Origin of the sequence: Caenimonas sp. SL110 (assembly GCF_001044395.1) — a bacterium.
GTDB lineage: Bacteria > Pseudomonadota > Gammaproteobacteria > Burkholderiales > Burkholderiaceae_C > Ramlibacter.
In genome coordinates this window covers 1-25,494 of record NZ_JANU01000020.1, presented here as the reverse complement: position 1 = coordinate 25,494, position 25,494 = coordinate 1, and the positions used below count along the sequence as shown (strand labels likewise).

General features: G+C 64.1%; 22 protein-coding genes. 12 read left to right on the top strand and 10 right to left on the bottom strand.

The window, feature by feature from the left end; all coding sequences use genetic code 11:
- Positions 1–3: 3 nt before the first annotated feature.
- Genes AQ12_RS11960 through AQ12_RS11950 form a run of 3 tightly spaced genes read right to left on the bottom strand, consistent with a single transcriptional unit; the run spans position 4 to position 2,992 of the window.
- Complete coding sequence (locus AQ12_RS11960; RefSeq protein WP_048440149.1) at positions 4–891, bottom strand: sulfurtransferase; 888 nt, start codon at positions 889–891, stop codon at positions 4–6.
- An 11-nt stretch (positions 892–902) separates the two neighbouring features.
- Positions 903–1,802 carry a DMT family transporter gene (locus AQ12_RS11955; protein WP_048440148.1) on the bottom strand — a complete coding sequence of 300 codons (900 nt, stop codon included), beginning with the start codon at positions 1,800–1,802 and terminating at the stop codon, positions 903–905.
- Between the two features lie 32 nt (positions 1,803–1,834).
- Positions 1,835–2,992 carry an aromatic ring-hydroxylating dioxygenase subunit alpha gene (locus AQ12_RS11950; protein ID WP_048440147.1) on the bottom strand — a complete coding sequence of 386 codons (1,158 nt, stop codon included), beginning with the start codon at positions 2,990–2,992 and terminating at the stop codon, positions 1,835–1,837.
- A 244-nt stretch (positions 2,993–3,236) separates the two neighbouring features.
- Between AQ12_RS11950 and AQ12_RS11945 the strand changes: the two genes are divergently transcribed.
- From AQ12_RS11945 to AQ12_RS11925, 5 genes are all read left to right on the top strand, one after another.
- A complete protein-coding gene (locus tag AQ12_RS11945) occupies positions 3,237–3,464 on the top strand; it encodes an exodeoxyribonuclease VII small subunit (RefSeq protein WP_048440146.1) in 228 nt (75 codons plus the stop codon).
- Positions 3,464–4,354 carry a polyprenyl synthetase family protein gene (locus tag AQ12_RS11940; protein WP_048440145.1) on the top strand — a complete coding sequence of 297 codons (891 nt, stop codon included), beginning with the start codon at positions 3,464–3,466 and terminating at the stop codon, positions 4,352–4,354. Before AQ12_RS11945 ends, AQ12_RS11940 begins: the two co-directional genes overlap by 1 nt.
- 16 nt (positions 4,355–4,370) lie before the next feature.
- Entirely contained in the window at positions 4,371–6,278 is a 1,908-nt protein-coding gene (dxs, locus tag AQ12_RS11935; RefSeq protein ID WP_048440144.1) for a 1-deoxy-D-xylulose-5-phosphate synthase, read from the top strand.
- A 183-nt stretch (positions 6,279–6,461) separates the two neighbouring features.
- Positions 6,462–7,541 (top strand): TRAP transporter substrate-binding protein, encoded by a 1,080-nt coding sequence (locus tag AQ12_RS11930; RefSeq protein WP_048440143.1) that lies wholly within the window; start codon positions 6,462–6,464, stop codon positions 7,539–7,541.
- Between the two features lie 155 nt (positions 7,542–7,696).
- Positions 7,697–8,776, top strand: coding sequence for a TRAP transporter substrate-binding protein (locus tag AQ12_RS11925; protein WP_048440142.1), 1,080 nt, complete (start codon positions 7,697–7,699; stop codon positions 8,774–8,776).
- A 182-nt stretch (positions 8,777–8,958) separates the two neighbouring features.
- Here the strand turns inward: AQ12_RS11925 and AQ12_RS11920 are convergent, their stop codons facing one another.
- The 3 genes from AQ12_RS11920 to AQ12_RS11910 are packed head-to-tail and all read right to left on the bottom strand — an operon-like array spanning position 8,959 to position 11,558.
- Positions 8,959–9,462, bottom strand: a complete 504-nt coding sequence (locus tag AQ12_RS11920) for a hypothetical protein (RefSeq protein WP_053076696.1) — start codon at positions 9,460–9,462, stop codon at positions 8,959–8,961.
- Entirely contained in the window at positions 9,462–10,982 is a 1,521-nt protein-coding gene (locus AQ12_RS11915; RefSeq protein WP_048440141.1) for a TRAP transporter large permease subunit, read from the bottom strand. Before AQ12_RS11915 ends, AQ12_RS11920 begins: the two co-directional genes overlap by 1 nt.
- Positions 10,983–11,018: 36 nt before the next feature.
- Entirely contained in the window at positions 11,019–11,558 is a 540-nt protein-coding gene (locus AQ12_RS11910; RefSeq protein WP_048440140.1) for a TRAP transporter small permease subunit, read from the bottom strand.
- A gap of 196 nt (positions 11,559–11,754) precedes the next feature.
- Here AQ12_RS11910 and AQ12_RS11905 point away from each other — a divergent pair, with 196 nt between their 5' ends.
- On the top strand, positions 11,755–13,023 hold the full coding sequence (locus tag AQ12_RS11905) for an SUMF1/EgtB/PvdO family nonheme iron enzyme (RefSeq protein ID WP_048440139.1): 1,269 nt from the start codon (positions 11,755–11,757) through the stop codon (positions 13,021–13,023).
- A 164-nt stretch (positions 13,024–13,187) separates the two neighbouring features.
- On the opposite strand, the gene AQ12_RS11900 is transcribed toward AQ12_RS11905, so the two are convergent.
- Positions 13,188–14,291, bottom strand: coding sequence for a helix-turn-helix transcriptional regulator (locus AQ12_RS11900; protein ID WP_048440138.1), 1,104 nt, complete (start codon positions 14,289–14,291; stop codon positions 13,188–13,190).
- Positions 14,292–14,494: 203 nt separating this feature from the next.
- On the opposite strand from AQ12_RS11900, the gene AQ12_RS11895 reads away from it, so the two are divergent.
- From AQ12_RS11895 to AQ12_RS11885, 3 genes are read left to right on the top strand one after another with little or no spacing between them, the layout of a single operon-like run.
- Entirely contained in the window at positions 14,495–15,232 is a 738-nt protein-coding gene (locus AQ12_RS11895) for an ABC transporter permease (protein WP_048440162.1), read from the top strand.
- A 5-nt stretch (positions 15,233–15,237) separates the two neighbouring features.
- Entirely contained in the window at positions 15,238–15,939 is a 702-nt protein-coding gene (locus AQ12_RS11890; protein ID WP_053076695.1) for a phosphate ABC transporter ATP-binding protein, read from the top strand.
- A complete protein-coding gene (locus tag AQ12_RS11885; protein WP_048440136.1) occupies positions 15,936–16,736 on the top strand; it encodes a substrate-binding domain-containing protein in 801 nt (266 codons plus the stop codon). The genes AQ12_RS11890 and AQ12_RS11885 overlap by 4 nt, the downstream gene beginning before the upstream one ends.
- 61 nt (positions 16,737–16,797) lie before the next feature.
- On the opposite strand, the gene modC is transcribed toward AQ12_RS11885, so the two are convergent.
- From modC to modA, 3 genes are read right to left on the bottom strand one after another with little or no spacing between them, the layout of a single operon-like run.
- Positions 16,798–17,886, bottom strand: a complete 1,089-nt coding sequence (gene modC, locus AQ12_RS11880) for a molybdenum ABC transporter ATP-binding protein (RefSeq protein WP_053076694.1) — start codon at positions 17,884–17,886, stop codon at positions 16,798–16,800.
- Positions 17,883–18,563: a molybdate ABC transporter permease subunit gene (modB, locus tag AQ12_RS11875; protein WP_048440135.1), complete on the bottom strand. Its 681-nt coding sequence runs from the start codon at positions 18,561–18,563 to the stop codon at positions 17,883–17,885. Before modB ends, modC begins: the two co-directional genes overlap by 4 nt.
- Positions 18,560–19,330, bottom strand: coding sequence for a molybdate ABC transporter substrate-binding protein (gene modA / locus AQ12_RS11870; protein ID WP_048440134.1), 771 nt, complete (start codon positions 19,328–19,330; stop codon positions 18,560–18,562). Before modA ends, modB begins: the two co-directional genes overlap by 4 nt.
- 181 nt (positions 19,331–19,511) lie before the next feature.
- Here modA and AQ12_RS11865 point away from each other — a divergent pair, with 181 nt between their 5' ends.
- From AQ12_RS11865 to AQ12_RS11855, 3 genes are read left to right on the top strand one after another with little or no spacing between them, the layout of a single operon-like run.
- Entirely contained in the window at positions 19,512–20,780 is a 1,269-nt protein-coding gene (locus AQ12_RS11865) for an efflux RND transporter periplasmic adaptor subunit (protein ID WP_053076693.1), read from the top strand.
- Between the two features lie 9 nt (positions 20,781–20,789).
- On the top strand, positions 20,790–23,957 hold the full coding sequence (locus AQ12_RS11860) for an efflux RND transporter permease subunit (RefSeq protein ID WP_048440133.1): 3,168 nt from the start codon (positions 20,790–20,792) through the stop codon (positions 23,955–23,957).
- Positions 23,958–23,974: 17 nt separating this feature from the next.
- Entirely contained in the window at positions 23,975–25,345 is a 1,371-nt protein-coding gene (locus AQ12_RS11855; RefSeq protein ID WP_304413815.1) for an efflux transporter outer membrane subunit, read from the top strand.
- Positions 25,346–25,494 lie beyond the last annotated feature (149 nt).

Below are 25,494 nucleotides of genomic sequence, written 5' to 3'. Positions count from 1 at the left end.
CGCCTAGCCTTTTTCGACGGGCCGCTTGGGGTCGCGGCACCACTCGCTCCAGCTGCCCGCGTAGAGGGCCTGCGGCGGGTAGCCTGCGACCTCCATCGCGATGAGGTTGGGGACAGCGCTCACGCCACTGCCGCAGTGATGCACGACGGTGCCTGCTTCACGCCCTGCTAGCAGCTGCTCGAACTCGGACTTCAGCTGCGCCGCAGGCTTGAAGCGGCCGTCCGCGCCGATGTTCAGGCTGAAGGGCCGGTTGAGCGCGCCGGGGATGTGTCCGGCCACCGGGTCCAGCGGCTCGACCTCGCCCCTGAAGCGAGGCGCGGCTCGCGCGTCGATCACGGTTTGTGCCGAAGTTGCGAGGCCCTGCTCGACATCGGCCGTCACGGCGAGCTTGCGCAGGGGCTCGCCGAGCCTGAAATTGGACTGGAAGTGCGCGGGCTCTGGTGCGTCGGTCACTTCGCCTCCTGCTGCCTGCCAGGCCTGCAGGCCACCATCGAGCACGGCCACTGCGTCATGGCCGGCCCACTTGAGCATCCACCACAGGCGGCCGCAATAGTTGGCGCCGTTGCGGTCGTAAACGACAGCCTGCATGTCGTTGGCAAAGCCCACGCTGGAAAGCCACACCGCAAATGTCTCTCGGCTGGGCAAGGGATGACGCCCGCCCGAGGCCGCATCGGCGCTTGGCACCAGCGTTCCCGACGGATCGAGCGTCCCCTGGTCGCTGAGCGTCGTGTCGAGGTTTGCGTACACCGCGCCCGGTATGTGCGCCTTGTCGTACTGCTCTTGCCCCGAGGCTGGATTCATCAGGTCGAACGTGCAGTCGAACACCATGTGCGGCGTGGCAGACGCCTGCAGGGCCATGAACTCTTCAACGGAAATGAGGATGGTTTTCATGGAGCAAATTATCAGTGTTCATCGGCCGGCGCGTGCGGTGCTGCACGGGCGCGCAACACGGTGGCACCGATACCGCTGGCAACGATCAGGCCCATGCCGGCCCAGCCCAGTGGCGTGATGTGATCCCCAAAAAGTGTCAGGCTGAAGATCGCGCCGAAGACCAGTCCGAAGTACTGCAGGCTCACCACGACCAGCGTTGCGCCGTGGTTGTAGGCCCGGGTCAGGCACAGCTGTCCGAGGGTCGCCAGCACGGCCATCGGCACCAGCCAGACGGCGTGCTTCCAATCCCAGGGAGACACACCTTCTACACCCATGCCCAGCAAACCGCCCACGGCAGAGCCGACCGCAAAATAAAAGACAGTGCGCGTCTCTGGCTCGCCCACCTTGCCCAGCGCCATCACCTGCATGTAGGCGAACGCGGCCGTCAGGCCAGAGAGCAATCCGATCAGGCCCGCAAAGAGCTGGTTCTGGTCGATGGTCGGGCGCAGCATCAACACGACGCCTGCAAACCCGGCCAGAACAGTGATGACCAGCGGCCCCTGGCTGAGCGGTGCCCTGGAGTTCTCGCGAGGGTTCCACGCCAGCAATGCGCCGCCGATGAGAAAGACCGCCACCCAGACGCTGCTCATGTAGTTGAGGGTCATGGCGGTTGCCAGGGGCAGGTAGCGGATTGCGTAGAACCACATGCCCAGCGAGATCACCCCGACCATGCTGCGCCATGCGTGCATGCCACCGTTGCGGGTGGCGAGGGTCACGCCCTGGCGCCGGGCCAGCATCCACAGCAGCGCCACGCCGATCAGGCCGCGCCAGAACACCAGCTCGGAGCTGTTGAAACCGCTGGAGGCGAACTTCACGCACACGGCCATCGTGGCAAAGAACAACGAGGCCAGCACCATCCACAGAGCCTGCATCAGCGCGCTTTCGGCCTCGTTCGGCCTGTAGCTCAGGCTACGAGCCGAGGGTGGTCAAAGTCCATGCGGCCGCGATACCACTCGTGGAAGTGCTGCATGCCGTCTTCCATGGGGCTCTGGTAGGGGCCGACTTCGTTGTCGCCGCGCTGCATCAGGGCCTTGCGGCCCGCGTCCATGCGCAGCGCAATCTCGTCGTCCTCGATGCAGGTTTCCATGTAGGCCGCCTGTTGTGCCTCGACGAACTCGCGCTCGAACGCGGCGATTTCTTCGGGGTAGTAGAACTCGACCATGTTCATTGTCTTTTGCGGCCCGATGGGGTGCAGCGTGGAGACGGTGAGCACGTGCGGATACCACTCGACCATGATGTGCGGGTAGTAGGTGAGCCAGATCGCACCGTACTTGGGCTGCTCGCCATTGCGGTACTGCAGCAGCGCCTTTTCCCAGCGCTCGTACACCGGGCTGCCGGCCTTGCCCAGCCGGTTGGCGACGCCCACGGTCTGCACCGAATAGTTGTCCTTGAACTCCCAGCGCAGGTCCTCGCAGCTGACCATGCTGCCCAGGCCCGGATGGAACGGACCCACGTGGTAGTCCTCCAGATAGACCTCGATGAAGGTCTTCCAGTTGTAGTTGCACTCGTGCATCTCGACCCGGTCGAGCACCATGCCGCTGAAGTCGAGATCGGCCTTGGGGCCCATGCCCGCGAGGTCGGCTGCAACGTCGCGCCCACTGCCTTCAAACAGCAAGCCGTTCCATTCCTGCAACTTGTAATTGTTGAGGTTGAGGCAAGGGTCCTGGGCAAAGTGCGGTGCGCCCAGCAGCGTGCCGGCCGGGACGCCGCTGGCTGCGCCGCCGCTGTAGGTCCAGCGGTGCAAGGGACACACGATGTTGCCGCCGGAGGCGCGGTTGCCTTCCAGCGAACCACGGCCCTTGAGGATGACGGCCTGGCGGTGCCTGCAGACGTTGGAGATGAGCTCGACGCCCTGCGGTGTGCGCAGCAGGGCGCGGCCTTCGCCTTCCTGGGGGAGTGCGTAGTAGTCGCCGGTGTACGGAACGCTCAGCTGGTGCCCCACATAACGGGGCCCGCGCTGGAAGACAGCTTCTTTCTCGCGCGCGAAAAGCGCCTCATCGAAGTAGCTGGAAACTGGTAGTTGGCTTGCGGCCTGCTGCAGTTGAAGACTTAAATCAGACATGGGTGACCTGACCTAGAGACTCCCCCTATGAAGGGGCAGGGAAGCGCATATCGGGTAAGGAATGGCGCGGCGAAAAAATACGGGGAAACACCCACAAAAAAACCGGGTCAAACCCGGTTTCAAAGGGAAGGGGATTGTACCCTCCAGCGTCATCTTGGGGCGGGTGCCGGTCAATCAAGTGGTGCGCGTTACTTTTCAAAGGGACCACGCCCCTAGAATCGAGGGTTTGCAGTCCTCACCTTCCATGACCCAGGCCCCGTTCAAATCCCCAGCCAGTTACGAGGCGGCGCTCGAAGAACTCGAGCAACTGGTCGGCCGCATCGAGTCGGGTCAGCTGCCGCTCGAGCAATTGCTGGCCGGCTACCAGCGCGGCGCCGAGCTGCTTGCGTTTTGCCGTGACAAATTGCAGGCGGTCGAGCAACAGGTCAAGGTCCTCGATGAAGGCGTGCTCAAGCCGTGGACACAAGAGTAATGCCCGCATTCGATCTTTCGCACTGGAGCCGCGCGCGGCTTTCCCAGGTGGAGCAGGCGCTGTCCGAATGGGTGGTCGACGACGCTCCCGCGGCGCTGGGCGATGCCATGCGCTATGCGGTTCTCGATGGCGGCAAGCGGCTTCGGCCGCTCCTGGTGCTGGCAGCCAGCGAGGCCGTGGGCGGCAACCCGGCTGCAGCCCTTCGCGCGGCCTGCGCGGTTGAACTCATCCATGCGTACTCGCTGGTCCACGACGACATGCCCTGCATGGACAACGATGTCATGCGGCGCGGCAAACCCACGGTACACGTCAAGTACGGCCAGGCGCAGGCGCTGCTCGCCGGCGATGCGCTGCAAGCTCTCGCATTCGAGTTGCTCACACCCGACGATCCGGCCATTGACGCCTCGATACAGGCCGGCCTGTGCCGCCTGCTGGCAAAAGCAGCGGGCCACGACGGCATGGCAGGCGGACAGGCCATCGACCTGGCCAGCGTCGGCCTGAACCTCACTGAAAAGCAGCTGCGGGAAATGCACAAGCGCAAGACAGGCGCACTGCTGCAGGGCAGTGTGATGATGGGCGCGGCATGTGGCCAGTTGTCGGCAGTCGCGCAATCAGCCCTGCAGTCGTACGGCGCCGCCGTGGGACTGGCGTTCCAGGTCGTCGATGACATCCTGGACGTCACGGCCGATTCGGCGACGCTCGGCAAGACAGCCGGCAAGGACGCCGCCCAGGACAAGCCCACCTTTGTTTCGCTGCTGGGCCTGGAGCGCTCGCGCGATCATGCCCAGGAACTGCTGGCTCAGGCGCAGGCGTCGTTGCGCGAAAGCGGCCTCGCCGACACCACTGCACTCGAGGCGCTGGCCCGGATGGTGGTCAACAGGGACAGCTGAAAAGCCGCAACAAAAGATGTCATTGCTTCAAACCATCAACGACCCTGCAGACCTGCGCAAGCTCGCGCGCACGGAGTTGACCCCGCTGGCCGATGAGCTGCGTGCGTACCTGCTCGACAGCGTGTCCAAGACCGGCGGCCACCTCAGTTCCAACCTCGGTACGGTGGAGCTGACGATCGCGCTGCACTACGTCTTCAACACGCCCTACGACCGCATCGTGTGGGACGTGGGTCACCAGACCTACCCGCACAAGATCCTCACGGGTCGGCGCGATCGCATGGAGTCGCTGCGCCAGCTCGGCGGGCTGTCGGGCTTTCCGCAACGAGACGAGAGCGACTACGACACCTTCGGCACGGCGCATTCGTCCACCAGCATTTCTGCCGCGCTCGGCATGGCGCTCGCCGCCAAGATCAAGGGCGAGGACCGCAAGGCGATCGCCGTGATCGGCGACGGCGCGATGAGCGCCGGCATGGCGTTCGAGGCGCTCAACAACGGCGGCGTCGCAGAGGCCGACCTGCTGGTGATCCTCAACGACAACGACATGTCGATCAGCCCGCCGGTGGGCGCGCTCAACCGTTACCTGGCTCAGCTCATGAGCGGCCGGTTTTATGCAACCGCCAAGAACGTCGGCAAGAACGTGCTCAAGGTTGCGCCTCCATTGTTCGAGCTGGCCAAGCGTTTTGAAGAACATGCCAAGGGCATGGTGGTGCCTGCCACGCTGTTCGAAAAATTCGGCTTCAACTACATCGGCCCCATCGACGGGCACGACCTCGAATCGCTGATTCCCACGCTTGAGAACATCAAGCTGCTCAAGGGCCCGCAGTTCCTGCATGTCGTCACCAAGAAGGGCCAGGGCTACAAGCTGGCCGAGGCCGACCCTGTCGCCTACCACGGTCCCGGCAAGTTCGATCCGGCCGTGGGACTGACGCCGCCTGCATCGCCGGGCAAGACGACATTCACGCAGGTTTTCGGGCACTGGCTGTGCGACATGGCCGCCAAGGATGCGCGGCTGGTCGGCATCACGCCGGCCATGCGCGAAGGCTCCGGCATGGTCGAATTCGAGAAGCGCTTTCCAGACCGGTACTTCGACGTCGGCATCGCCGAGCAGCACGCGGTGACCTTCGCCGCGGGCCTCGCGTGCGAAGGCATGAAGCCAGTCGTCGCGATCTATTCCACCTTCCTGCAGCGCGGCTATGACCAGCTGATTCACGACGTGGCCCTGCAGAACCTGCCGGTCGTGTTTGCGCTGGACCGCGCGGGCCTCGTCGGTGCCGACGGCGCAACCCATGCCGGCGCTTACGACATTGCGTTCCTGCGCTGCATCCCGAACATGGCCGTGGCGTGTCCTGCCGACGAAAACGAATGCCGCAAGCTGCTGACCACGGCGTTCCATCAGGATCACCCGGTTGCCGTGCGCTACCCGCGCGGCGCAGGTGCAGGCGTGGCGATTGAGCCCGGCCTGGAGCCGTTGGCCTATGGCAAGGGCGAGGTGCGTCGTACGCGTCATGCGGCTGCCGATGGCGCGTCGCAAGGCATCGCCATCCTGTGTTTCGGCACGATGCTGTATCCGGCGCTGGCCGCCGCGGAGCGTGTCGATGCAACGGTGGTCAACATGCGATGGGCCAAGCCTCTGGACACCGCGCTGCTGCTTGAAATCGCGGCGTCGCATGACGCGCTGGTGACGGTGGAAGAGGGCGCGATCATGGGCGGGGCCGGCAGCGCAGTCTGCGAAGCGTTGCAGGCAGCCGGCGTGGTGAAGCCGGTGCTCCAGCTGGGGCTGCGCGACGAGTTCATCGCGCATGGCGATCCGGTCAAGCTGCTGGCCATGCAAGGTCTCGATGCCTCCGGGATCGAGGCATCGATCCGCGCGCGCTTTGGCGCTTTGGCCGCGCGTCAGCACGCTGTTCTCAAGGCGGTTGCGTAGCAATTGCCTGCGGGCCCTGCCGTATCGGCTTTCTGAATATTTGCTGACAGAGTGCAAGTAACTAAAGCTTGCGCAAGGGAAAACCCCTGAATACCAAAGTGGCCGCGTTCCTAGAATGCGTTCGTTGAGCTGACGAAACCGTCAGCCACGACGCAATGTTTTAAAACACCAGGAGCGCATCACATGGATCGTCGATCACTCATCAAGAACGCCGGCATCGCCGGCGTGCTGGCCGCCGGCGTAGCCCCCGCGGTTCACGCACAGGCCGCCATCCGCTGGCGCCTGTCGTCGAGCTTTCCGAAGGCTCTCGACACGATCTACGGCGCGGCTGTCACGTTCTCCAACGCCGTCAAGGCCATGTCCGGTGGCAAGTTCGAAATCTCGGTTCACGCCGCTGCCGAAATCACGCCGCCGTTTGGTGTGGTGGATGCGGTGCAACAGGGCTCGGTCGAGATGTGCCACACGGCGCCGTACTATTTCTTCGGCAAGAACGAGGCGTTCGCTCTGGGCTGTGCAATTCCGTTCGGCCTGAACAGCCGCCAGATGTCGGCCTGGATGTACGAAGGCAACGGCATGAAGCTCATGCGCGAGTTCTACGCCAAGTACAACATGATCAACTTTGTCGGTGGCAACACCGGCGCGCAGATGGGCGGCTGGTACCGCAAGGAAATCAAGTCCCTGGCTGACGTTAAGGGCCTGAAGGTGCGTATCGGCGGCTTCGGCGGCAAGGTGCTCGAGCGCATCGGCGGCGTGCCGCAAAACATCCCTGGCGGCGAAATCTACACGGCCCTCGAAAAGGGCACGATCGATGCCGCCGAGTGGGTAGGCCCATACGATGACCAGAAGCTCGGCTTCAACAAGGTCGCACCGTTCTACTACTACCCCGGCTGGTGGGAAGGCGGCCCCGAGCTGGACTTCTTCATCAACGACAAGGCATTCAATGCGCTGTCGGCCGAGAACAAGGCCATCATCGAAGCCGCTTCGGCCCTGGCCCACAACGTCATGCAGGCCCGCTACGACGTGCTCAATCCGGGCGCGCTCAAGCAGCTCGTGGGCGCTGGCACCAAGCTGCGTCCGTTCCCGGCTGACATGATGAACGCCGCGTTCAAGGCAGCGATGGGCCTGTACGACGAGCTCAACACCAAGAACGAAGACTGGAAGAAGATCTACGCCGACTTCTCCAAGTTCCGTGCCGACCAGAACCTGTGGTTCCGCTTCACCGAGGCCACCTTCGACCGCTTCATGCAGGCCCAGAAACTCTGAGCGATTTCCGCCAGATCACAAAAACCCGGCGTCGCCGGGTTTTTTTATGTCCTGACCCGAAGTCCGTAAGGGATTTCCCTTGCCAGCTAGCTGCAAGGCTTTCGCGCTGCGAGTGCGCATCATCCACGGTTCATTCAAATAAGGAGATTTCATCCATGGATCGTCGCGCACTCATCAGGAATGCCGGAATCGCAGGCGTGCTCGCGTCGGGCATTGCACCGGCTGTACACGCACAGGCCGCCATTCGCTGGCGCCTCGCATCGAGCTTTCCCAAGTCGCTTGACACGCTGTATGGCGGCGCTGAACTGTTCGCCAGGTCCGTCAAGGCCATGTCGGGCGGCAAGTTCGAAATCTCGACCCACGCCGCCGGCGAAATCGTTCCGGCCTTCGGCGTGGTCGATGGCGTGCAGCAAGGCTCGATTGAAATGGCGCAGACCGCGCCTTACTACTTCTTCGGCAAGGACGAAGCGTTCAGCCTGGGATGCGCGATTCCCTTCGGCCTGAACAGCCGCCAGATGACCGCATGGATGCACGAAGGCAACGGCCTGAAGCTGATGCGTGAGTTCTACGCCAAGTACAACATCGTCAACTTCCCCGGCGGTAACACCGGCGCGCAGATGGGCGGCTGGTTTCGCAAGGAAATCAAGTCCAGCAAGGACGTCAAGGGCCTGAAGTTCCGCATCGCCGGCCTTGCAGGCAAGATCATCGAGCGCATGGGCGGAATCCCGATGAACATGCCGGGCGGCGAGGTGTACACCGCGCTCGAAAAGGGCACGATCGACGCCGCCGAATGGGTCGGTCCTTACGATGACCAGAAGCTGGGCTTCAACAAGGTCGCGCCTTACTACTACTACCCCGGTTTCTGGGAAGGTTCGGCACAGCTGGACTTCTTCATCAACCAGAAGGCGTGGGATTCGCTGTCGGCTGAGAACAAGGCCATCGTCGAAGCCGCGAGCGCGCAGGCCCTGGTCGACATCCAGGCCAAGTACGACGGCCGCAACCCGATTGCGCTCAAGCAGCTGGTCGGTGCAGGCGCCAAGCTTCGTCCGTTCCCGCAGGACATGATGAGCGAGGCGTTCAAGCACTCGACCGCGATCTACGAGGAAATCTCGGCCAAAAACGACAGCTTCAAGAAGATCTACGCCGACCTGGCGAAGTTCCGCGCTGACCAGAACCTGTGGTTCCGTTTCACCGAGTCCACCTTCGACCGCTTCATGCAGGCGCAGAAGCTGTAATTCGTCAGGCGCGCACCCGGCTGTCATTGCGCGCACCCGGCTGTCATTGCGGACTCGATCCGCAATCCACCGCGAAGCGGAAGCGGCGCTTGCGCAGGCGCTGCATGGATGCCGGATCGAGTCCGGCACGACAGCCGGGGATGCACGACAGCCAGGAGCTGCATGACAGCCCTGGAGATGGGCTACCTGAACCCGCGAAACGCCTTCAGCTCCGCGATCAGCCGCTCGAACTCGGCCAGCATCGCGGCGTCCGCGGCGTAGAACACGGCGAACTTTCCCAGCAGGGTTCGCACGTAAAGACGCGGGGCGATCAGCCAATCCAGCCCCGGAACGCGAATCAGCTTGCCGTAGGCCAGCTCGCCCAGTTCCATCTTCTTGTCCCACATCCAGCTCTGGTGCAATGCCGTGGGTGTGAGCGTGGTTCGGCTGGTCACGATGTGCCACCACGTGTACAGCATGATCCCGACGGCCGCCAGCGGCCAGCCAAGCGCGGCCGCTGTCGAAAGGCCGGGAGGCGACAGCTGGCCCGCCTGCCACAGCACGTACATCCACACCTCGATGCCGAACACCATGACGGTTGCCAGCAGGCGAAACGGCAGTGAGAACGCGCGCACCCGCATGGGTTGCACGCGCGGGACGAACCGGAAGGAAGGAGGGCCGAGGGGCTCGGCCTGGGGAATGTCCACTACTTCTTGAAGAGATCGTCGATCTTCTTCTGCTCGTCGGCTTCGGTGGTCGCTGGATCGACCGGCTTGAGGGGATCGACGCCCGGGACTGGGAGGGCTGGTGCCTCGACCGGCATCTCGATCTTGACCTTGTCGATATCGACCTTCACTTCCTTGTCCAGGAACACCGTGACAGTCTGCGGGATGAAGATCACGATGGCCACCAGGATCAGCTGCATGATCACCCACGGAATGGCACCCAGGTAGATGTCATTGGACTGCACCGGCACCGGGATTCGTTTTTCCTTGTAGAGCGTATCGGCGATGCCGCGCAGGTAGAACAGGGCGAAGCCGAACGGCGGGTGCATGAAGCTGGTCTGCAGGTTCACGCACAGGATGACGCCGAACCACACCAGGTCGATGCCCAGCTTGGCGGCAACCGGCGCGAGCATCGGCACGACGATGAAGGCGATCTCGAAGAAGTCCAGGAAGAACGCCAGGAAGAACACGAAGATGTTCACGACGATCAGGAAGCCCACCTGGCCGCCCGGCAGGCCGGTGAGCAGGTGCTCGACCCACACCGCGCCGTCCACACCCTGGAACACCTGGCTGAACACGCGCGAGCCGATCAGGATGAACACGACCATGGCCGTCAGGCGCATGGTGCCGTGCATGGCGTCCCACATCAGCGCGAAGGTCAGGCGGCGGTTCATCGCGGCCAGCAGCAATGCGCCCATTGCGCCCATCGCGCCGGCTTCGGTCGGCGTTGCCACGGCATGCGTCTGCATCGGCAGGCCGCCCATCGAACCCAGCACAACGAAGATGAGCGCGGCCGAGGGAATGATGCCCTTGAGACACTTGGCCCACAGCTTCCAGCCGTTGAGCGTGCGGGCTTCTTTCGGCACACCGGGCACGTGATGCGGCTTGACGACGCTGAGCGCGAAAGTAAACGCCGCGAACAGCGCGATCTGCAGGATGGACGGACCCCATGCGCCCTTGTACATGTCACCCACGGGCTTGCCGAGCTGGTCGGCCAGCACCACCAGCACCAGCGACGGCGGAACCAGCTGCGTGATCGTGCCGGACGCGGCCAGCACGCCGGTGGCATAGCGCATGTTGTAGCCGTAACGCATCATCACAGGCAGCGAGATCAGCGCCATCGCGATCACCTGGCCCGCCACGGTGCCGGTGATGGCTCCCAGGATGAAGCCCACGATGATGACCGAATAGCCCAGGCCGCCCTTGACGGGGCCGAACAGCTGGCCCATCGAATCGAGCATGTCTTCGGCCAGGCCGCACTTCTCCAGGATCGTTCCCATGAACGTGAAGAAGGGAATGGCCAGCAACAGTTCGTTGCTCAGGATCGAGAAGATCGATATGGGCAGGTTGCCCATGAAGGCCACGTTGAACCATCCCATGTGGATGGCGTAGAAGGCGCTGCCCAGGCCCAGCGCGGCGAGCGAGAACGCCACCGGAAAGCCGACCAGCATCACGACGACGAGGCCCGCGAACATGATCGGGGCGAAGTTCTGCATCTGCATTTTGTGGATCCGTCTCTTTTGTTTTTGTGCAGCCGCTTACTGGATTGGCTTTTCGTAATGGGTGTCCATCGCGAATTTGCCCTGCAGGTACGCCACCCGCTTGATGACCTCGGCCCAGCCCTGCAGCCACAGCAGGGCAAAGCCCACCGGCATCAGGATCACCACCGGCCAGCGGATCAGGCCACCGGCGTTGCTCGACATTTCATTCATGGTCCACACGCGGTAGAAGTAGGGCCATGACAGCCACGCAAGCAGGCCGATCACAGGCAGCAGGAAAAGCAGGAGGCCGAACAGGTCCACGTACACAGGACCGTTGCCTTTGAGCTTTCCGTAGATCAGGTCGACACGGACGTGTTCGTTCTTTTCGAGCACATAGGGCGCGCCCAGCATGACGATGGCGGCGAAGAGATACCACTGCACTTCGAGCCATGCGTTGGAGCCCATGTCCAGGCCGTAGCGCACGAAGGCTGTGCCGGCGCAGATCACGGCTGAAATCAGCACGGCCCACGAGGCGAGCTTGCCGATGCGGTCGCTCAGCCAGTCCATGCCCAGGGCGAATTTGAGAAGAAATGACACGGCGCAGTCTCCGGAAATATTGTGTTAATTCGTACGTCAACCAAAAGTGCCGAGGTGTCTTGCCCAGCCCGCGATTATTACTTCTATAGTTTGGCGCAGCGCTGAGAAAAACCTGACAGATGTTATACGGGTTGACCCGTGACGCCTAACTGTTCAGTGCGGTGTGCAGGGGGGCCGTGAAGATGAATAATGGCGCATGCCGCCCTACACGCCCACCGACGTCTCCTCGTCGATCGACGACCCTGTCGCAGGGCGCCGGGCCACCCCTGAACTGCTCTCGCTTGCGCTCATGGATGCGCGAAACCACACGCTGCACCTGCTGGCTTATTTCGAGCGGGCGCAACTGGCCGGCAAGCTCGCGGTGCCGCACCGGGGCGACCTTGAATTGCCGGCGTGGCTTGCAGGCAACATCGGCTGGCTCTGTGAATACTGGATAGGCCGCAACCCCCAGCGCGGACTCGGGGCGGCATGCCCGGCAGATACGGTGCGACTCGCATCCATAGAGCCGATGGCAGACCGCTGGTTCAGCCCGGCGCTGGCTCCCCACGCAACACGCTGGGAGACGCCGCTTCCCGATTACGAAGCCATCCGCGCCTACCTGCTTGAAACGCTGGAAAGCACGCTGGAATTGCTGGAGCGCACGCCCGACGACGATGAGGCGCTTTATTTCTTTCGCGCTTCGCTTTTTCACGAAGACATGCGATGCGAGCAACTCGTTGTACTTGCGCAGGCGCTGGGTGTGCCCATACAGCTCGCATTGCCGGTCGGAGTGCAGTCGCGCGAGCCTTTGCTCGTGCCTGCGCAGCGCTGGGCACTGGGTGCGAAACCGGGGGGCTTTGTTTTCGGTGTGGAGAAATGGGCGCATGAGATCGACGTGCCCGAATTCGAAATCGATGCGCAACCGGTGACCTGGGCGCAGTACGCCGAATTTGTCGACGATGGCGGCTACGACACGCCTGGGTTCTGGCAGACCTCTGGTTGGGAGTGGCTCCAGCGCGAGGCCGCTCAGGAAGGCAGGCGAGGTCCCCGGCACGTGGAGCAGATCGGCGCGGCGAGCGGGGCGGTGATGCAGATGCTGTTCGGCAAGTCCTCGCGCATGTCCGCAACGCAGAGCGCGATGCATGTGAGCTGGTGGGAAGCCGATGCGTTCGCGCGTTGGGCCGGCCGCAGATTGCCAACCGAAGTGGAATGGGATCTTGCCGCGCATGCAGCCGGGCGGCGCGGATTTCGCTGGGGCGATGTGCGTGAGTGGACGGCCAGCACCTTGCGGCCCTGGCCCGGTTTCACGCCGGATGTGTGGACGCAGGGGACACCGTTTGAAGCGCCCGCATTTTTCGGCCAGGCTCGCGTGCAACGGGGCGCATCTTTTGCGGCTCGCGCCCGCATGAAGCACCCGAAGGCGCGCGGCTTCGCGCTGCCAGAGCGCGATGATGGGTTTGTGGGGTTTCGCACCTGCGCGGTTTAAAAAAAGGGGCTGTCATTGTGGACCCCACGGCTGTCATTGCGGACCCCACGGCTGTCATTGCGGACCCCACGGCTGTCATTGCGGACTTGATCCGCAATCCATGTTCGATCAGCCGCAGTTGCCGCTGCGCGGTGGATGCCGGATCGAGTCCGGCATGACAAGCCTCAGATTGCGCGCTTGCGTTTGGGCGCCAGATCCCACCACGGCAGCTCCCGCTTGAGGCTCAGCACCTCGCCGGACTTCCACGGCTCATAGCCGGGCAAGGCCGCGATCTGCTGCTTCCATGAATCGCTGCGCAGCACCTCCAGCAATGCAAGCACCGCAGGCTGGTCCAGCGCGTCCTTCAGGCAAACCAGAAAGTAATGCTCCTGCACCAGCGGCACAAAATCCAGGCCGCGTGAATGCGCGACTGCCTCGATGCAAAGACCTGCGTCGGCCGCGCCGGATGCAACCTGCTGCGCAACGGCCGCGTGCGAACTCTCGCTGTTCGCATAACCAGCAATCTCCGACGGCTGCAGGCCTGCAGACGCCATCAGCTGGTCGAGCAACACGCGAGTGCCGCTGCCCAGGCCGCGATTGATGAAACGGACGCCGGGCTGTGCCAGGTCGGCCAGCGAGGCCAGGCGCCTGGGATTGCCGCTTGCGACAACCAGCCCCTGGCTGCGCAGTGCAAAGCCGATCAGCTTGTGGTGGCCCGGCTGCAGCAAACCCTGATAGGCATGCTGCGACACGGTGCCCAGATCGGCATCGGGCGGCGTATGAAAACCCGCCATCACGCAGCGCCCCTGGTTCAACGCGCTGATCGCATCGACACTGCCGCAAAACCGGATATCCAGGTGCAGGCGCGACTGGGCGACGGCCTGTTCGCGCAGCAAGGCGAGCGCATCGTCATGGCTCGCGAAGAAAGTCAGGACATGCGCAGCGTCGTCGAATGCCAGTGCAAATGCGTGTTCCAGGTCGGCGTGCAGCGCTGCGATCTGCGGCGCGAGGCGCGCCTGCGCCTGCCGCTCGGCCCACAGCAGCTTGTCGCCGAATTCCGAAAGGCGAGCGGGCTGGCCCTTGTCCCAGACGATGAGGTCGTGGCCGAGTTCGGTCTCCCAGCGCTTGAGTTCGCCCCAGACATGGCGGTACGAGAGGCCAACAAGCTTGGCAGCGCCCGAGATAGACCCTGCGTCTCGCACGGCGCCCAGCAAGTCCATCAGCGCATTGTGGATTCGACGCGGCCCTGCCCGGTCGGTAAAGGAATAGGAGAGCTCGATCTTGCGCACGGCTGGAGTATGACCCGGGCCGGTCCCCGGCTGTCATTGCGGACTTGATCCGCAATCCATGCTTGATCACGCGCCGTCGCCGCTTCGCGGTGGATGCCGGATCGAGTCCGGCATGACAACCGTTGGGGCTGGCTATGCACGACGATTCATAGCTCGCCTTTACCGATGTGCAGTTGCGACTGTGCACCTACGATTGGCCGCGCATGAATACCTTCTCGGATAGCGCTGCGGCGGCCATTGCTTTGATTCTTGAATGGGACCCGATGCTGGCCTCGATCGTGGCCCGATCGGTGGCTGTCAGCACCGTGGCCTGCGCGCTGGCTTGCGGGCTGGGCATCGTCGCTGGTGCGTGGCTGGGTGTCGCGCGCTTTCGTGGCCGGGGTGTCCTGCTCATGTTTCTCAACACCTTGCTCGCGCTGCCTTCGGTGGTCGTGGGGCTGGTGGTGTACCTGCTGCTGTCGCGCTCCGGACCGCTGGGTTCGCTCGGCTGGCTGTTCTCATTCAAGGCGATGGTCGTCGCCCAGGCCATCCTGGTGCTGCCGGTCGCCACGGCGCTGACGCGACGCGCTGTCGAAGACGCAGACCTGGCGCACGGTGAGCAGCTTGCATCGCTGGGTGCGCGCACTATGCTGCGCGGCCTGCTGCTCGGATGGGATGAGCGTTACGCATTGCTCACCATCCTGATCGCCTGCTTCGGCCGCGCGATTTCCGAAGTTGGCGCCGTGATGATCGTGGGCGGCAACATCGATGGCTTCACGCGCGTGATGACAACCGCCATTGCGCTGGAAACCAGCAAGGGCGACCTGCCGCTGGCGCTGGCGCTTGGCATGGTCCTGTTGTTGGTCGTGCTGCTGCTCAATGCAGGCATCGCTGCGCTGGGCCGGTGGCGCACCAGCATCGAAGACAGCCGGGGCTTGCTGGCGCGGGCTGCGACGGTATGAGTGGTATGGGCGCGCTGATCCAGCTCAACGGCGTGGATGTGCGCTTCGGTCGCTTCGCGGCGCTCAACGGCATTGATCTGAGGCTCGCACCCGGCGAGCGGCTTGCGCTGATCGGCGCGAACGGCAGCGGCAAGAGCACGCTGCTTCGCGTGCTCAACGCATTGGTGAAGCCAACGGCCGGCTCGGTGCTGCGCGACAGCGCAATGCGCCAGGCGATGGTGTTCCAGCGGCCCTACATGCTGCGAGCCAGCGCTGTCGCCAATGTCGCGCTCGGGCTCTGGATCGCGGGCACGCCATGGGCGCAGGCGAAACACAAGGCGCTCGATGCGTTGGCAACCGTCGGGCTCGTCGATGTGGCCTTGCGCCGGGCCAACACGCTGTCGGGCGGGCAACAGCAGCGTCTTGCGCTGGCGCGCGCCTGGAGCATGGAGCCCGATGTCTTGCTGCTCGATGAGCCCACCTCCAGCCTGGACCCGCACGCCAAGCGCGAAGTTGAATCGCTGATGGCCGACTTTGCCGCCACCGGCATGACGCTGGTGTTTGCGAGCCACAACCTCGGGCAGGTCAAGCGCCTGGCCACGCGGGTGATCTACCTGGAGCATGGGCGCGTGCTGGCCGACCTGCCGGTGCAGGAGTTTTTCAGCGGCCCACGCCTTGGCGAGGTGTCGCGCGAAGCAGATTTGTTTGTCAAGGGAGAGATGGCATGAGACAGGTCTTCAGCGCGCTCGTCGCGACCGCATGTCTGGTTGCGGGCGGCGCATCGGCGCAGACGATCACGATGGCCTCGACCACATCGACCGAGCAGTCGGGTCTGTTCGCTCACTTGTTGCCCGAGTTCAGGAAGGCAAGCGGGGTCGATGTGAAAGTGGTGGCCGTGGGCACCGGGCAGGCCATCGACATGGCCCGGCGCGGTGATGCGGACGTGCTCTTCGTGCATGACCAGGCGGCGGAGGAGAAGTTCGTTGCTGAAGGTGGTGGGGTGCGGCGGTTTGCGGTCATGTACAACGACTTCGTGCTGGTCGGGCCCAGGAGTGATCCTGCGGGTGCTCGTGGCAAGGACATCGCAGCAGCGCTGCAGAAAATTGCGGCTTCGAACGCGGCCTTCATCTCGCGCGGTGACAAGAGCGGCACGCACGCGGCGGAGCTGCGCTATTGGGCTCAGGCGGGGCGCGCTGCCAACAAGGGCGCTGGCTACAAGGAATGCGGTTGCGGCATGGGGCCTGCGCTCAACATCGGCGCTTCTGCTGGCGGCTATGTGCTCACCGACCGTGGGACCTGGCTGAACTTCAGGAATCGCGCGGACCTGGCCGTGCTGGTGGAAGGCGACATGCGCCTGTTCAATCAGTACGGCGTGATGGTGGTGAATCCGGCGAAGTTTCCACACGTGAAGGCAGCCGATGCGAAGAAGTTCGTGGACTGGATCGTGTCGCCGCCGGGGCAGGGAGTGATCGCGTCGTACAAGATTGCAGGCGAGCAGCTGTTCTTTCCGAATGCGGTGAAGTAGCGTGGCTGTCATGCGCCGCTGAATACATGGATTGCGGGTCAAGCCCGCAATGACAGCCGCCTCAGCCTACCAGCGCTGCCGACTTCACCTGCGCCCACACCTGCTGCCCAGGCGCAAGCGAGAGTGCATCGGCTGCGCGTGCCGTGATGCGCGCGAGCAGGCTTGCCTTGCCAACCGTCAACCGCAGCATCACTTGCGAGGGATGCGCATCGGGCGCCATCGCCTCAATCGTGCATGGCAACACGTTCTGGATGCTGCTGGCCTGCGGCGTCTCCAGCGCCACGCTGACATCGCGCGCCAGCACCCGCATGCGCACGGCCTGTCCGACAGGCAATCCGCTGTCGCGCAGCCACAGGCTCCCGCCCGCAAAGCCAACCCGCATCAGGTGCCAGCGTTCATCGCGCTCCTCGACGCGCCCTTCAAGCAGTGCACCCGCGTCATCGCCTACGACCACCGGCGAATCGATGCGCGCGAGCACTTCGCCGGTCGGGCCACTGGCTTTCACGACCCCCAGCTCCAGCACCACCAGCGTGTCGGCGAGCCGCGCGACTTCGTCGGCGGCGTGGGTGACATAGAGCATCGGAATATGGAGTTCGTCGCGCAGGCGTTCAAGCCACGGCAATATCTCTTGCCGGCGCGCGTGGTCGAGCGACGCCAGCGGCTCGTCGAGCAACAACAGCTGCGGTTGTGACGCAAGTGCGCGCGCAATCGCAACCCGTTGTCGCTCGCCGCCCGAAAGCTCATGCGTCCTGCGTCGCAGCAGGTGCGCGATGCCGAGCAAGTCGATCGCTTCATCCAGTGCAACCTGTTTGCGATCAACGCCGCTCGCCCGTTTGTCAGCGAATGCAAGATTGCCGCGCACATCCAGGTGGTCAAAAAGACTCGCTTCCTGAAAGACATAGCCGATCGGGCGCTGCCATACCGGCACGAAGAGCTTGCGGCTGTCGTCCTGCCATGTCCGGCCTGCAATGCGAACGACGGCGTCGTGTGCGCGTTCCAGGCCCGCGATGCACCTGAGCAGCGTTGTCTTGCCCGAACCCGAAGCACCGAAGATCGCAGTGATCCCGCGCACAGGCGGCTCGAACGACGCGTGCAGCGTGAACGCCGGCCGCACGAGCGTGACCTGAACGCAGTTGGGTTGGGCCGTCACGGCATCACCCGCGTGTTGCGGCGGTTTTGCAGTGCCAGTGCAAGCAGCACGACAAACGAGAAGACGACCATGCTGCCTGCGAGCCAGTGGGCCGGTGCGTAATCCATCGCTTCGACATGGCCGTAGATCTGCGTGGAGACGACGCGTGTCTGGCCCGGGATGTTGCCGCCAATCATCAGGACCACACCGAACTCGCCCACCGTGTGCGCGAAGCTCAGGATGGCAGCAGTCACGAAGCCGGGCCGCGCCAATGGCACCACCACACTGAAAAACGCATCGATCGGGCGCGCGCGCAGGGTGGCCGCCACTTCGAGCGGGCGCTTGCCGATGGCTTCGAACGCATGCTGCAACGGCTGCACGGCAAACGGCAGCGAATAGATCAGCGAGCCGATCAGCAGCCCTGTGAATGTGAACGAGAAAAGGCCGATGCCCAGCCATTGCGTGAGCTGCCCGAGCGGCCCGTTCGGCCCCATCGCGACCAGCAGGTAAAAGCCCAGGACGCTGGGCGGCAACACCAGCGGCAACGCAACGACAGCGCCTATGGGCGCGCGCCAGCGCGACTGGGTGGTCGCAAGCCACCAGGCCAGCGGCGTCGTCAGGATCAGCAGCAAGGCGGTGGTCAGCCCCGCCAGCTCCAGCGTGAGGCGGATCGCGGCGAAGTCGTCTGCGCTGATCAAAGTTCGTATCCGTGGCGGCGGATGATGGCGCGCGCCTTGTCGCCGCGCAGGTAGGCGACAAGCGCAACCGCAGCAGGGTTGTCCTTGCCTTTGACCAGCAGCGCAGCGCCCTGCCGGATCGGGCTGTGCATGGCGGCAGGCACCAGCCACGCCGATCCCTGCCCGATCTTGCCGTCCTGCATGACCTGGGACAGCGCGACGAAGCCGATGTCCGCATTGCCGGACTGCACGAACTGGTATGTCTGGCCTATGTTTTCGGCCTGCACAGCGCTCGCTTGCAAGCGTGAGAGATTCATTTTCTGCAGTGTCTGCGCGGCGGCCCATCCGTAGGGCGCCACACGCGGATCGGCAAGCGCGAGCCTGTTGTAACCGCCTCCCGCAAGGATGGCGCCCTTGTCGTCCACGAGGTTGGGCTTCGCGCTCCAGAGCACCAGCCGCCCGGTCGCGTAGATGAAGCTGCCGCCCCTGGTGCCCAGGCCTTCCGCTTCGAGCTTCAAGGGCGTCTGGTCGTCGGCTGCCAGCAGCACGTCAAAGGGCGCGCCATTGCGGATCTGTGCGTAGAACCGGCCGGTGGAGCCGATCGACAGCACCACCTTGTGCCCGGAGTCGGCCTCGAATGTCGCCGCAATCTTTTGCATGGGCAGGGCGAAGTTCGATGCGACGGCAACCTGGACACTCGCTGCGCAACTCATCAATGGAGCTAGTGCCGCGCCGACGAAAAGGCAGGCAGTCCGACCGCGCGCTACGAGCCGTTGAAGTGCATTCATTCCAGAAGTTGATGAGGACGCTGAGGTGGAAAGTATGTCACTGCAGTTTCTGTCAGCAGCCTAATCTCTGCCTAAGCAAGTCGACGCAAGGCGCGGCATACTCGTTGCTTCGCCTTTTTGCTCCATGCCGCAGTGCTGTCACGCTGCGGCAATACAGCCAATTCCCAATTCCAGGACTCCCATGGCCGTCTCGCGGACTTCTGCTTTGCCAGTTCCCAATACCAAATACCTCATCGTGCTCGCAGCGCTGGTGCTTTCTGCCTGCGGAAAGGGCGGCCAGGCGCCTGCGCCCGGCGGTGGAGGCGGCATGCCGCCAGCAGAAGTCGGTGTGATCACCGTGACAACCGGTGAAGTCGGTTTGGTCAATGAGTTGCCGGGCCGCCTCGAAGCATCGCGCGTCGCGCAGGTGCGTGCACGGGCTGCGGGCATCGTGCAAAAGCGCCTCTTTCGTGAGGGCTCCGATGTGCGTCAGGGCCAGCCGCTCTTCACGATCGACTCGGCGCCGTATGCCGCTGCACAGGCGGGTGCACAGGCCACGCTGGCGCGCGCGCAGGCCAACCTGGGCCAGGCCTCGGCGCTGGCCGAGCGCTACAAGCCGCTGGTCGAGGCCAATGCCATCAGCAAGCAGGAATACGCCAATGCCGTCGCGGCGCAGAAGGCCGCTGAGGCCGAAGTGGCCGCAGGCCGCGCGGCCGTGCAGACCGCCGGCATCAATCTCAATTACGCATCGGTCACTGCGCCGATCTCAGGCCGCATCGGCCGCGCGCTGGTCACCGAAGGCGCGCTGGTCGGCCAGGGCGAAGCGACACCGCTGGCAATGATCCAGCAGACCAACCCGATGTACGTCAACTTCACGCAGTCGGCATCGGACGTGCTCAAGCTGCGCAGTGCGCTGGCCCAGGGCAAGATCAAGCGTGCCACTGGCGTCGACGGCGCGCTGGTGCGTGTGGTGCTGGAAGACGGCACCGAATATCCGCAACCGGGCAAGCTGCTGTTTTCTGATTTGTCGGTTGATCCGACCAGCGGCCAGATCACGCTGCGCGCCGAGGTGCCCAACGCGAACGGCGTGCTGCTTCCTGGCCTGTACGTGCGCGTGCGGCTCGAACAGGCCAAGGCCGGCAACGCAGTCCTGCTGCCGCAGCAGGCCGTCACTCGCACGCCCCAGGGCGACTCGGTGATGATCGTCGGGGCCGATGGCAAGGTCTCGCCGCGCACCATCAAGGTCGGCAGCGAGCAAGCCGGCCAATGGGTCGTGATGGACGGCTTGAAGGCAGGCGAGCAGGTCATGGTCGATGGCTTCCAGAAGCTGCGTCCCGGCGCAGCGGTCAAGCCCGTGCCGTGGTCGCCACCGCGCGCGCCGGGGTCCGTGGCAGCACCTGCTTCCTCGCCTGCATCAGGAGCTGCAGCGCCAGCATCCGCCGCATCCGTGCCGGCTGCGGCCAAGTCGTAAGGGCCGCGCATGTCGAAGTTCTTTATCGACCGGCCCGTGTTCGCATGGGTGATTGCCCTGTTCGTGCTGGTGCTCGGCGCGGTGGCGGTGTTCAAGCTGCCGGTGGCGCAATACCCGTCTGTCGCGCCCCCCTCCATCGTGGTGTCGGCTACCTACCCTGGCGCTTCGGCGCAGACGCTGGAAGACAGCGTGCTGTCCATCATCGAGCAGGAAATGAACGGCTCGCCGGGCCTCATCTACATGGAGTCGGTTGCGCAGGCCAATGGCGGCGGCTCGATCACGCTCACGTTCGAGTCCGGCACCAACGCCGACCTCGCGCAGGTGGACGTGCAAAACCGGCTGGGACGGGCATCGCCGCGATTGCCTGCGGCGGTGACGCAGCAGGGTGTGCGCGTGGACAAGTCGCGGTCCAACTTCCTGCTGTTCACCATCCTGTCGTCCGAAAACGGTGAGTTTGACCCGGTGGCGCTGGGCGACTATGCGTCGCGCAATGTGTTGCCTGAAATCCAGCGCATCCCCGGCGTGGGACAGGCGCAGCTTTTCGGCACCGAGCGTGCGATGCGCATCTGGCTGGACCCGGCCAAGCTGGTGAGTTTCAATGTGTCGTCCACCGAGGTGAATGCGGCCATCCGCGCGCAGAACGCGCAGGTGTCCGCCGGCTCCATTGGCGACCTGCCCAATATCGCAGGGCAGGGCATCGCGGCCACCGTGGTCGTGAACGGCCAGCTCACCTCGGTCGAGCAGTTCGGCAATATCGTGCTGCGTGCCAACACCGACGGCTCCACCGTGCGCCTGCGCGATGTGGCGCGGCTGGAACTGGGCGCGCAAGGCTACGCCGTGTCGGCGCGATTGAACGGCAAGCCATCGACCGGCATCGGCGTCCAGCTCGCGCCCAGCGGCAATGCGCTCGCGACAGCCAAGGCGGTTCGCGCGCGCATGGAAGAGCTGTCCAAGTTCTTCCCGGCGGGCATGAAGTGGTCGATCCCGTACGACAGCTCGCGCTTTGTCAGCATCTCGATCTCGCAGGTCGTCGAGACACTGGCCGAGGCGATGGTGCTGGTGTTCCTGGTGATGTTCCTGTTCTTGCAGAACCTGCGCTACACGGCCATTCCTGCGATCGTGGTGCCGGTGGCCTTGCTGGGCACCTTCGCGGTGCTGCTGGCGCTGGGGTTCTCGATCAACGTGCTGACCATGTTCGGCATGGTGCTGGTGATCGGTATCGTGGTGGACGATGCGATCGTGGTGGTCGAGAACGTCGAACGCATCATGAGCCAGGAGGGATTGCCGCCGCGCGAGGCGACCCGCAAGGCGATGGGCCAGATTGAAGGCGCCATCATCGGCGTGACGGTGGTGCTGGTGTCGGTGTTCGTGCCGCTGGCGTTTTTTGGCGGTGCGGTGGGCAACATCTACAAGCAGTTTTCTGCGGTGATGGTGGCGTCCATCCTGTTCTCGGCATTCATGGCGCTGTCGCTCACGCCTGCGCTGTGCGCAACCTTCCTCAAGCCGATGGAAGCGGGCCATCACCTGGAAAAGCGCGGCTTTTTCGGGCGATTCAATCGCGGGTTCGCCCGGACGGCGAAGGGCTACGAAAGCCTGGTGTCGCGCATCCTTCGCCGCACGGGGCGCTCGCTTGTCATCTATCTCGCGATCATCGCTGCGGTGGCCGTGCTGTTCCTGCGCATGCCGTCGTCCTTCCTGCCCAGCGAAGACCAGGGCTACCTGATCGTGAACGTGCAGCTGCCGCCCGGCGCGACCATCGAACGCACCACCAGCGTGATGGCGCAGGTCGAGAACTTCATCCTTAAGCAGCCCGAAGTGCAGAGCATGGTCGGCGTGCTGGGCTTTTCATTCTCGGGACAGGGACAGAACGCGGGTCTTGCATTCGTGACGCTCAAGGACTGGAGCGAGCGTTCGGGGCCGGGCCAGAGCGCGGGCGACCTCGCAGGCCGCGCTTTCATGGGCCTTGCGGGCATACGCGATGCATTCATCTTTGCGATCAGCCCGCCGGCCATTCCAGAGCTGGGCAATGCGACCGGCTTCAACTTCCGGCTGCAGGATCGCGGCGGCAACGGGCATGAAGCGCTGGTCGCTGCACGCAACCAGTTGCTGGGCATGGTGGCGCAGAGCAAGATCATCACCGGCGCGCGGCCCGACGGCCTTGAAGACGCGCCGCAGCTGCAGCTCGATATCGACCGCGACAAGGCCAATGCGCTGGGGGTGGGATTCGATTCGATCAATGCGGCGCTGGGCACGGCGCTGGGCTCCAGCTATGTGAACGACTTTCCGAACAAGGGCCGCCTGCAGCGCGTGATGGTGCAGGCCGACGCGCCGAGCCGGATGCAGCCGGGCGACCTGCTCAAGCTATCGGTGGTGAACAACAAGGGCGCATCGGTTCCGCTGTCGGCGTTTGCGTCCACGCGTTGGGTCACAGGCGCGATGCAGACCATCCGCTACAACGGCTATCCGGCCATGCGCATCTCGGGTGATGCGGCGCCGGGCAAGAGCACCGGCGACGCAATGGACGAAATGGAGCGGCTCGCAGCGCAGTTGCCACCGGGCTTCGGCTATGAGTGGACGGGTGTGTCGCGGGAAGAAAAGCTGTCGGGTGCGCAGGCGTTCATCCTGCTGGGCTTCTCGTTGCTGGCGGTGTTTCTTTGCCTGGCTGCGCTCTACGAGAGCTGGACGATTCCGATGTCGGTGCTGCTGGTGGTTCCGCTGGGCATCGTCGGTGCGCTGCTGGGTGCGACCTTGCGAGGGTTCCCGAACGACGTGTACTTCAAGGTCGGCCTGATCACCATCATCGGGCTGTCTGCCAAGAATGCGGTGCTGATCATCGAGTACGCCAAGGACCTTCATGCGCAGGGCAAGCCCCTGGTTGAAGCCGTGCTGGAGGCATGCCACCTGAGATTCCGCCCGATCATCATGACGTCGCTGGCGTTCATCCTGGGCGTGCTGCCGCTGGTCATTGCGTCCGGCGCCGGATCGGCCAGCCAGCGTGCCATCGGCACCGGGGTGATGGGCGGCATGATCACAGCCACTGCACTGGCGGTGCTGTTCGTGCCGGTGTTCTTCGTGGTCGTCAAGAGCTTCTTCAAGGACAGTGAGCGGCAGCGCAAGAAGTACGCGCACGAGCAGGTGGACTTGCCGCCCGGTGCGCACGCGGGGGATCAGGTATGAGGGTTGCAGTCTTGAAGATGTCTCTGGTTTGCGTTGCGGCGGCATTGCTGTTGGGCGCCTGTTCGACGGCGCCGAAGTACGAGCGGCCCGCCGCGCCTGTCGCGGGTGCGTTTCCTTTTGCGCCGAACAATTCCGGTTTGCAGGCAGCCGATCTGCAATGGCAGGAATTCTTCGCCGATGCGCGGCTGCGGCAGCTGATTTCAGCGGCGCTCGCCAACAACCGCGACCTGCGCGTGGCCCTGCTCAACATCGAGCAGGCGAGGGCGCAATACGACGTGCGCCGCGCGGACGGCTATCCGGGTGTGGGCCTCAACGCCAGCGCTTCGCGCACGCCGACCGGCAGCGGCAATACCTCCACCAGTTACGTCGTCGGCCTGGGTGTCACGGCGTGGGAGATCGATTTCTTCGGGCGCATCGCGAGCCTGAGTGATGCCGCGCTGGCCCAGTACCTGGGCACCGAAGAAGGGCGCAAGGCTGCGCAGATTGCCCTGGTGTCTACCGTTGCCAACACATGGCTCAGTTTCGTGGCGGATGAAGAGCAACTGGAGCTGACGCGCCAGACGCTTGCCACGCGTGCAGAGTCGCTACGGCTGACCCGCATGCGTTTCGATGCGGGTGTTTCGTCCGAGCTGGATTTCCGGCTCGCGCAGTCGCTGCACGAGACGGCGCGCGTTGCCTTCGCGCAGCAGCAGCGCCAGCGGGCACTTGACCTCAATACGCTGGCGCTCCTGACCGGTGAGCCCGTGCCTGCAGCCTTGCAGGCCGCACCGGCAATGGCTTCGATTGCGTTGCCCGACCTGCCGGCTGGATTGCCGTCGGAGGTGTTGACACGGCGTCCGGATGTGCGGCAGGCCGAGCAGCAGCTGATTGCAGCCAACGCGAATATCGGTGCGGCGAGGGCGGCGTTCTTTCCGCGCATCTCGTTGACTGCTGGTATCGGTACGGCCAGCAGTTCACTGTCCGGCCTGTTCAAGGGCGGGTCGTGGGCCTTCACTGCAGCGCCGCAATTGTTGCTGCCGATCTTCGACGCAGGACGCAACAACGCGAACCTGCAGATCGCCAAGGTGTCGCGCGAGATTGCTGTTGCGCAGTACGAGAAGGCCATCCAGTCGGCGTTTCGCGAAGTGGCGGATGCGCTGGCGGGACGGGCTACGCTGTCGGACCAGTTGCAGGCGCAGCGCAATGTGGTGGAGGCCGAGTCGGTTCGGCTGCGGCTCGCGCAATTGCGTTATGAAAACGGTGTGTCGAGCTACCTCGACCTGCTGGACGCGCAGCGTTCGGCTTTTGCAGCGCAGCAGGCGTTGATCCAGACGCGATTGCAGCAGCTGCAAAACCAGGTGCTGCTGTATCGCGCGCTGGGCGGCGGTTGGACCGAGCCGCGGTCTTAATTGCCTGTCATTGCGGACTTGATCCGCAATCCATCTGTGATCGAGCGCAGTCGCCGCTTCGTGGTGGATGCCGGATCGAGTCCGGCATGACAACCGGGGGAGGCTGTCATTGCGGACTCTTAAGAAACACCACTCAAGTGCTTGATTCG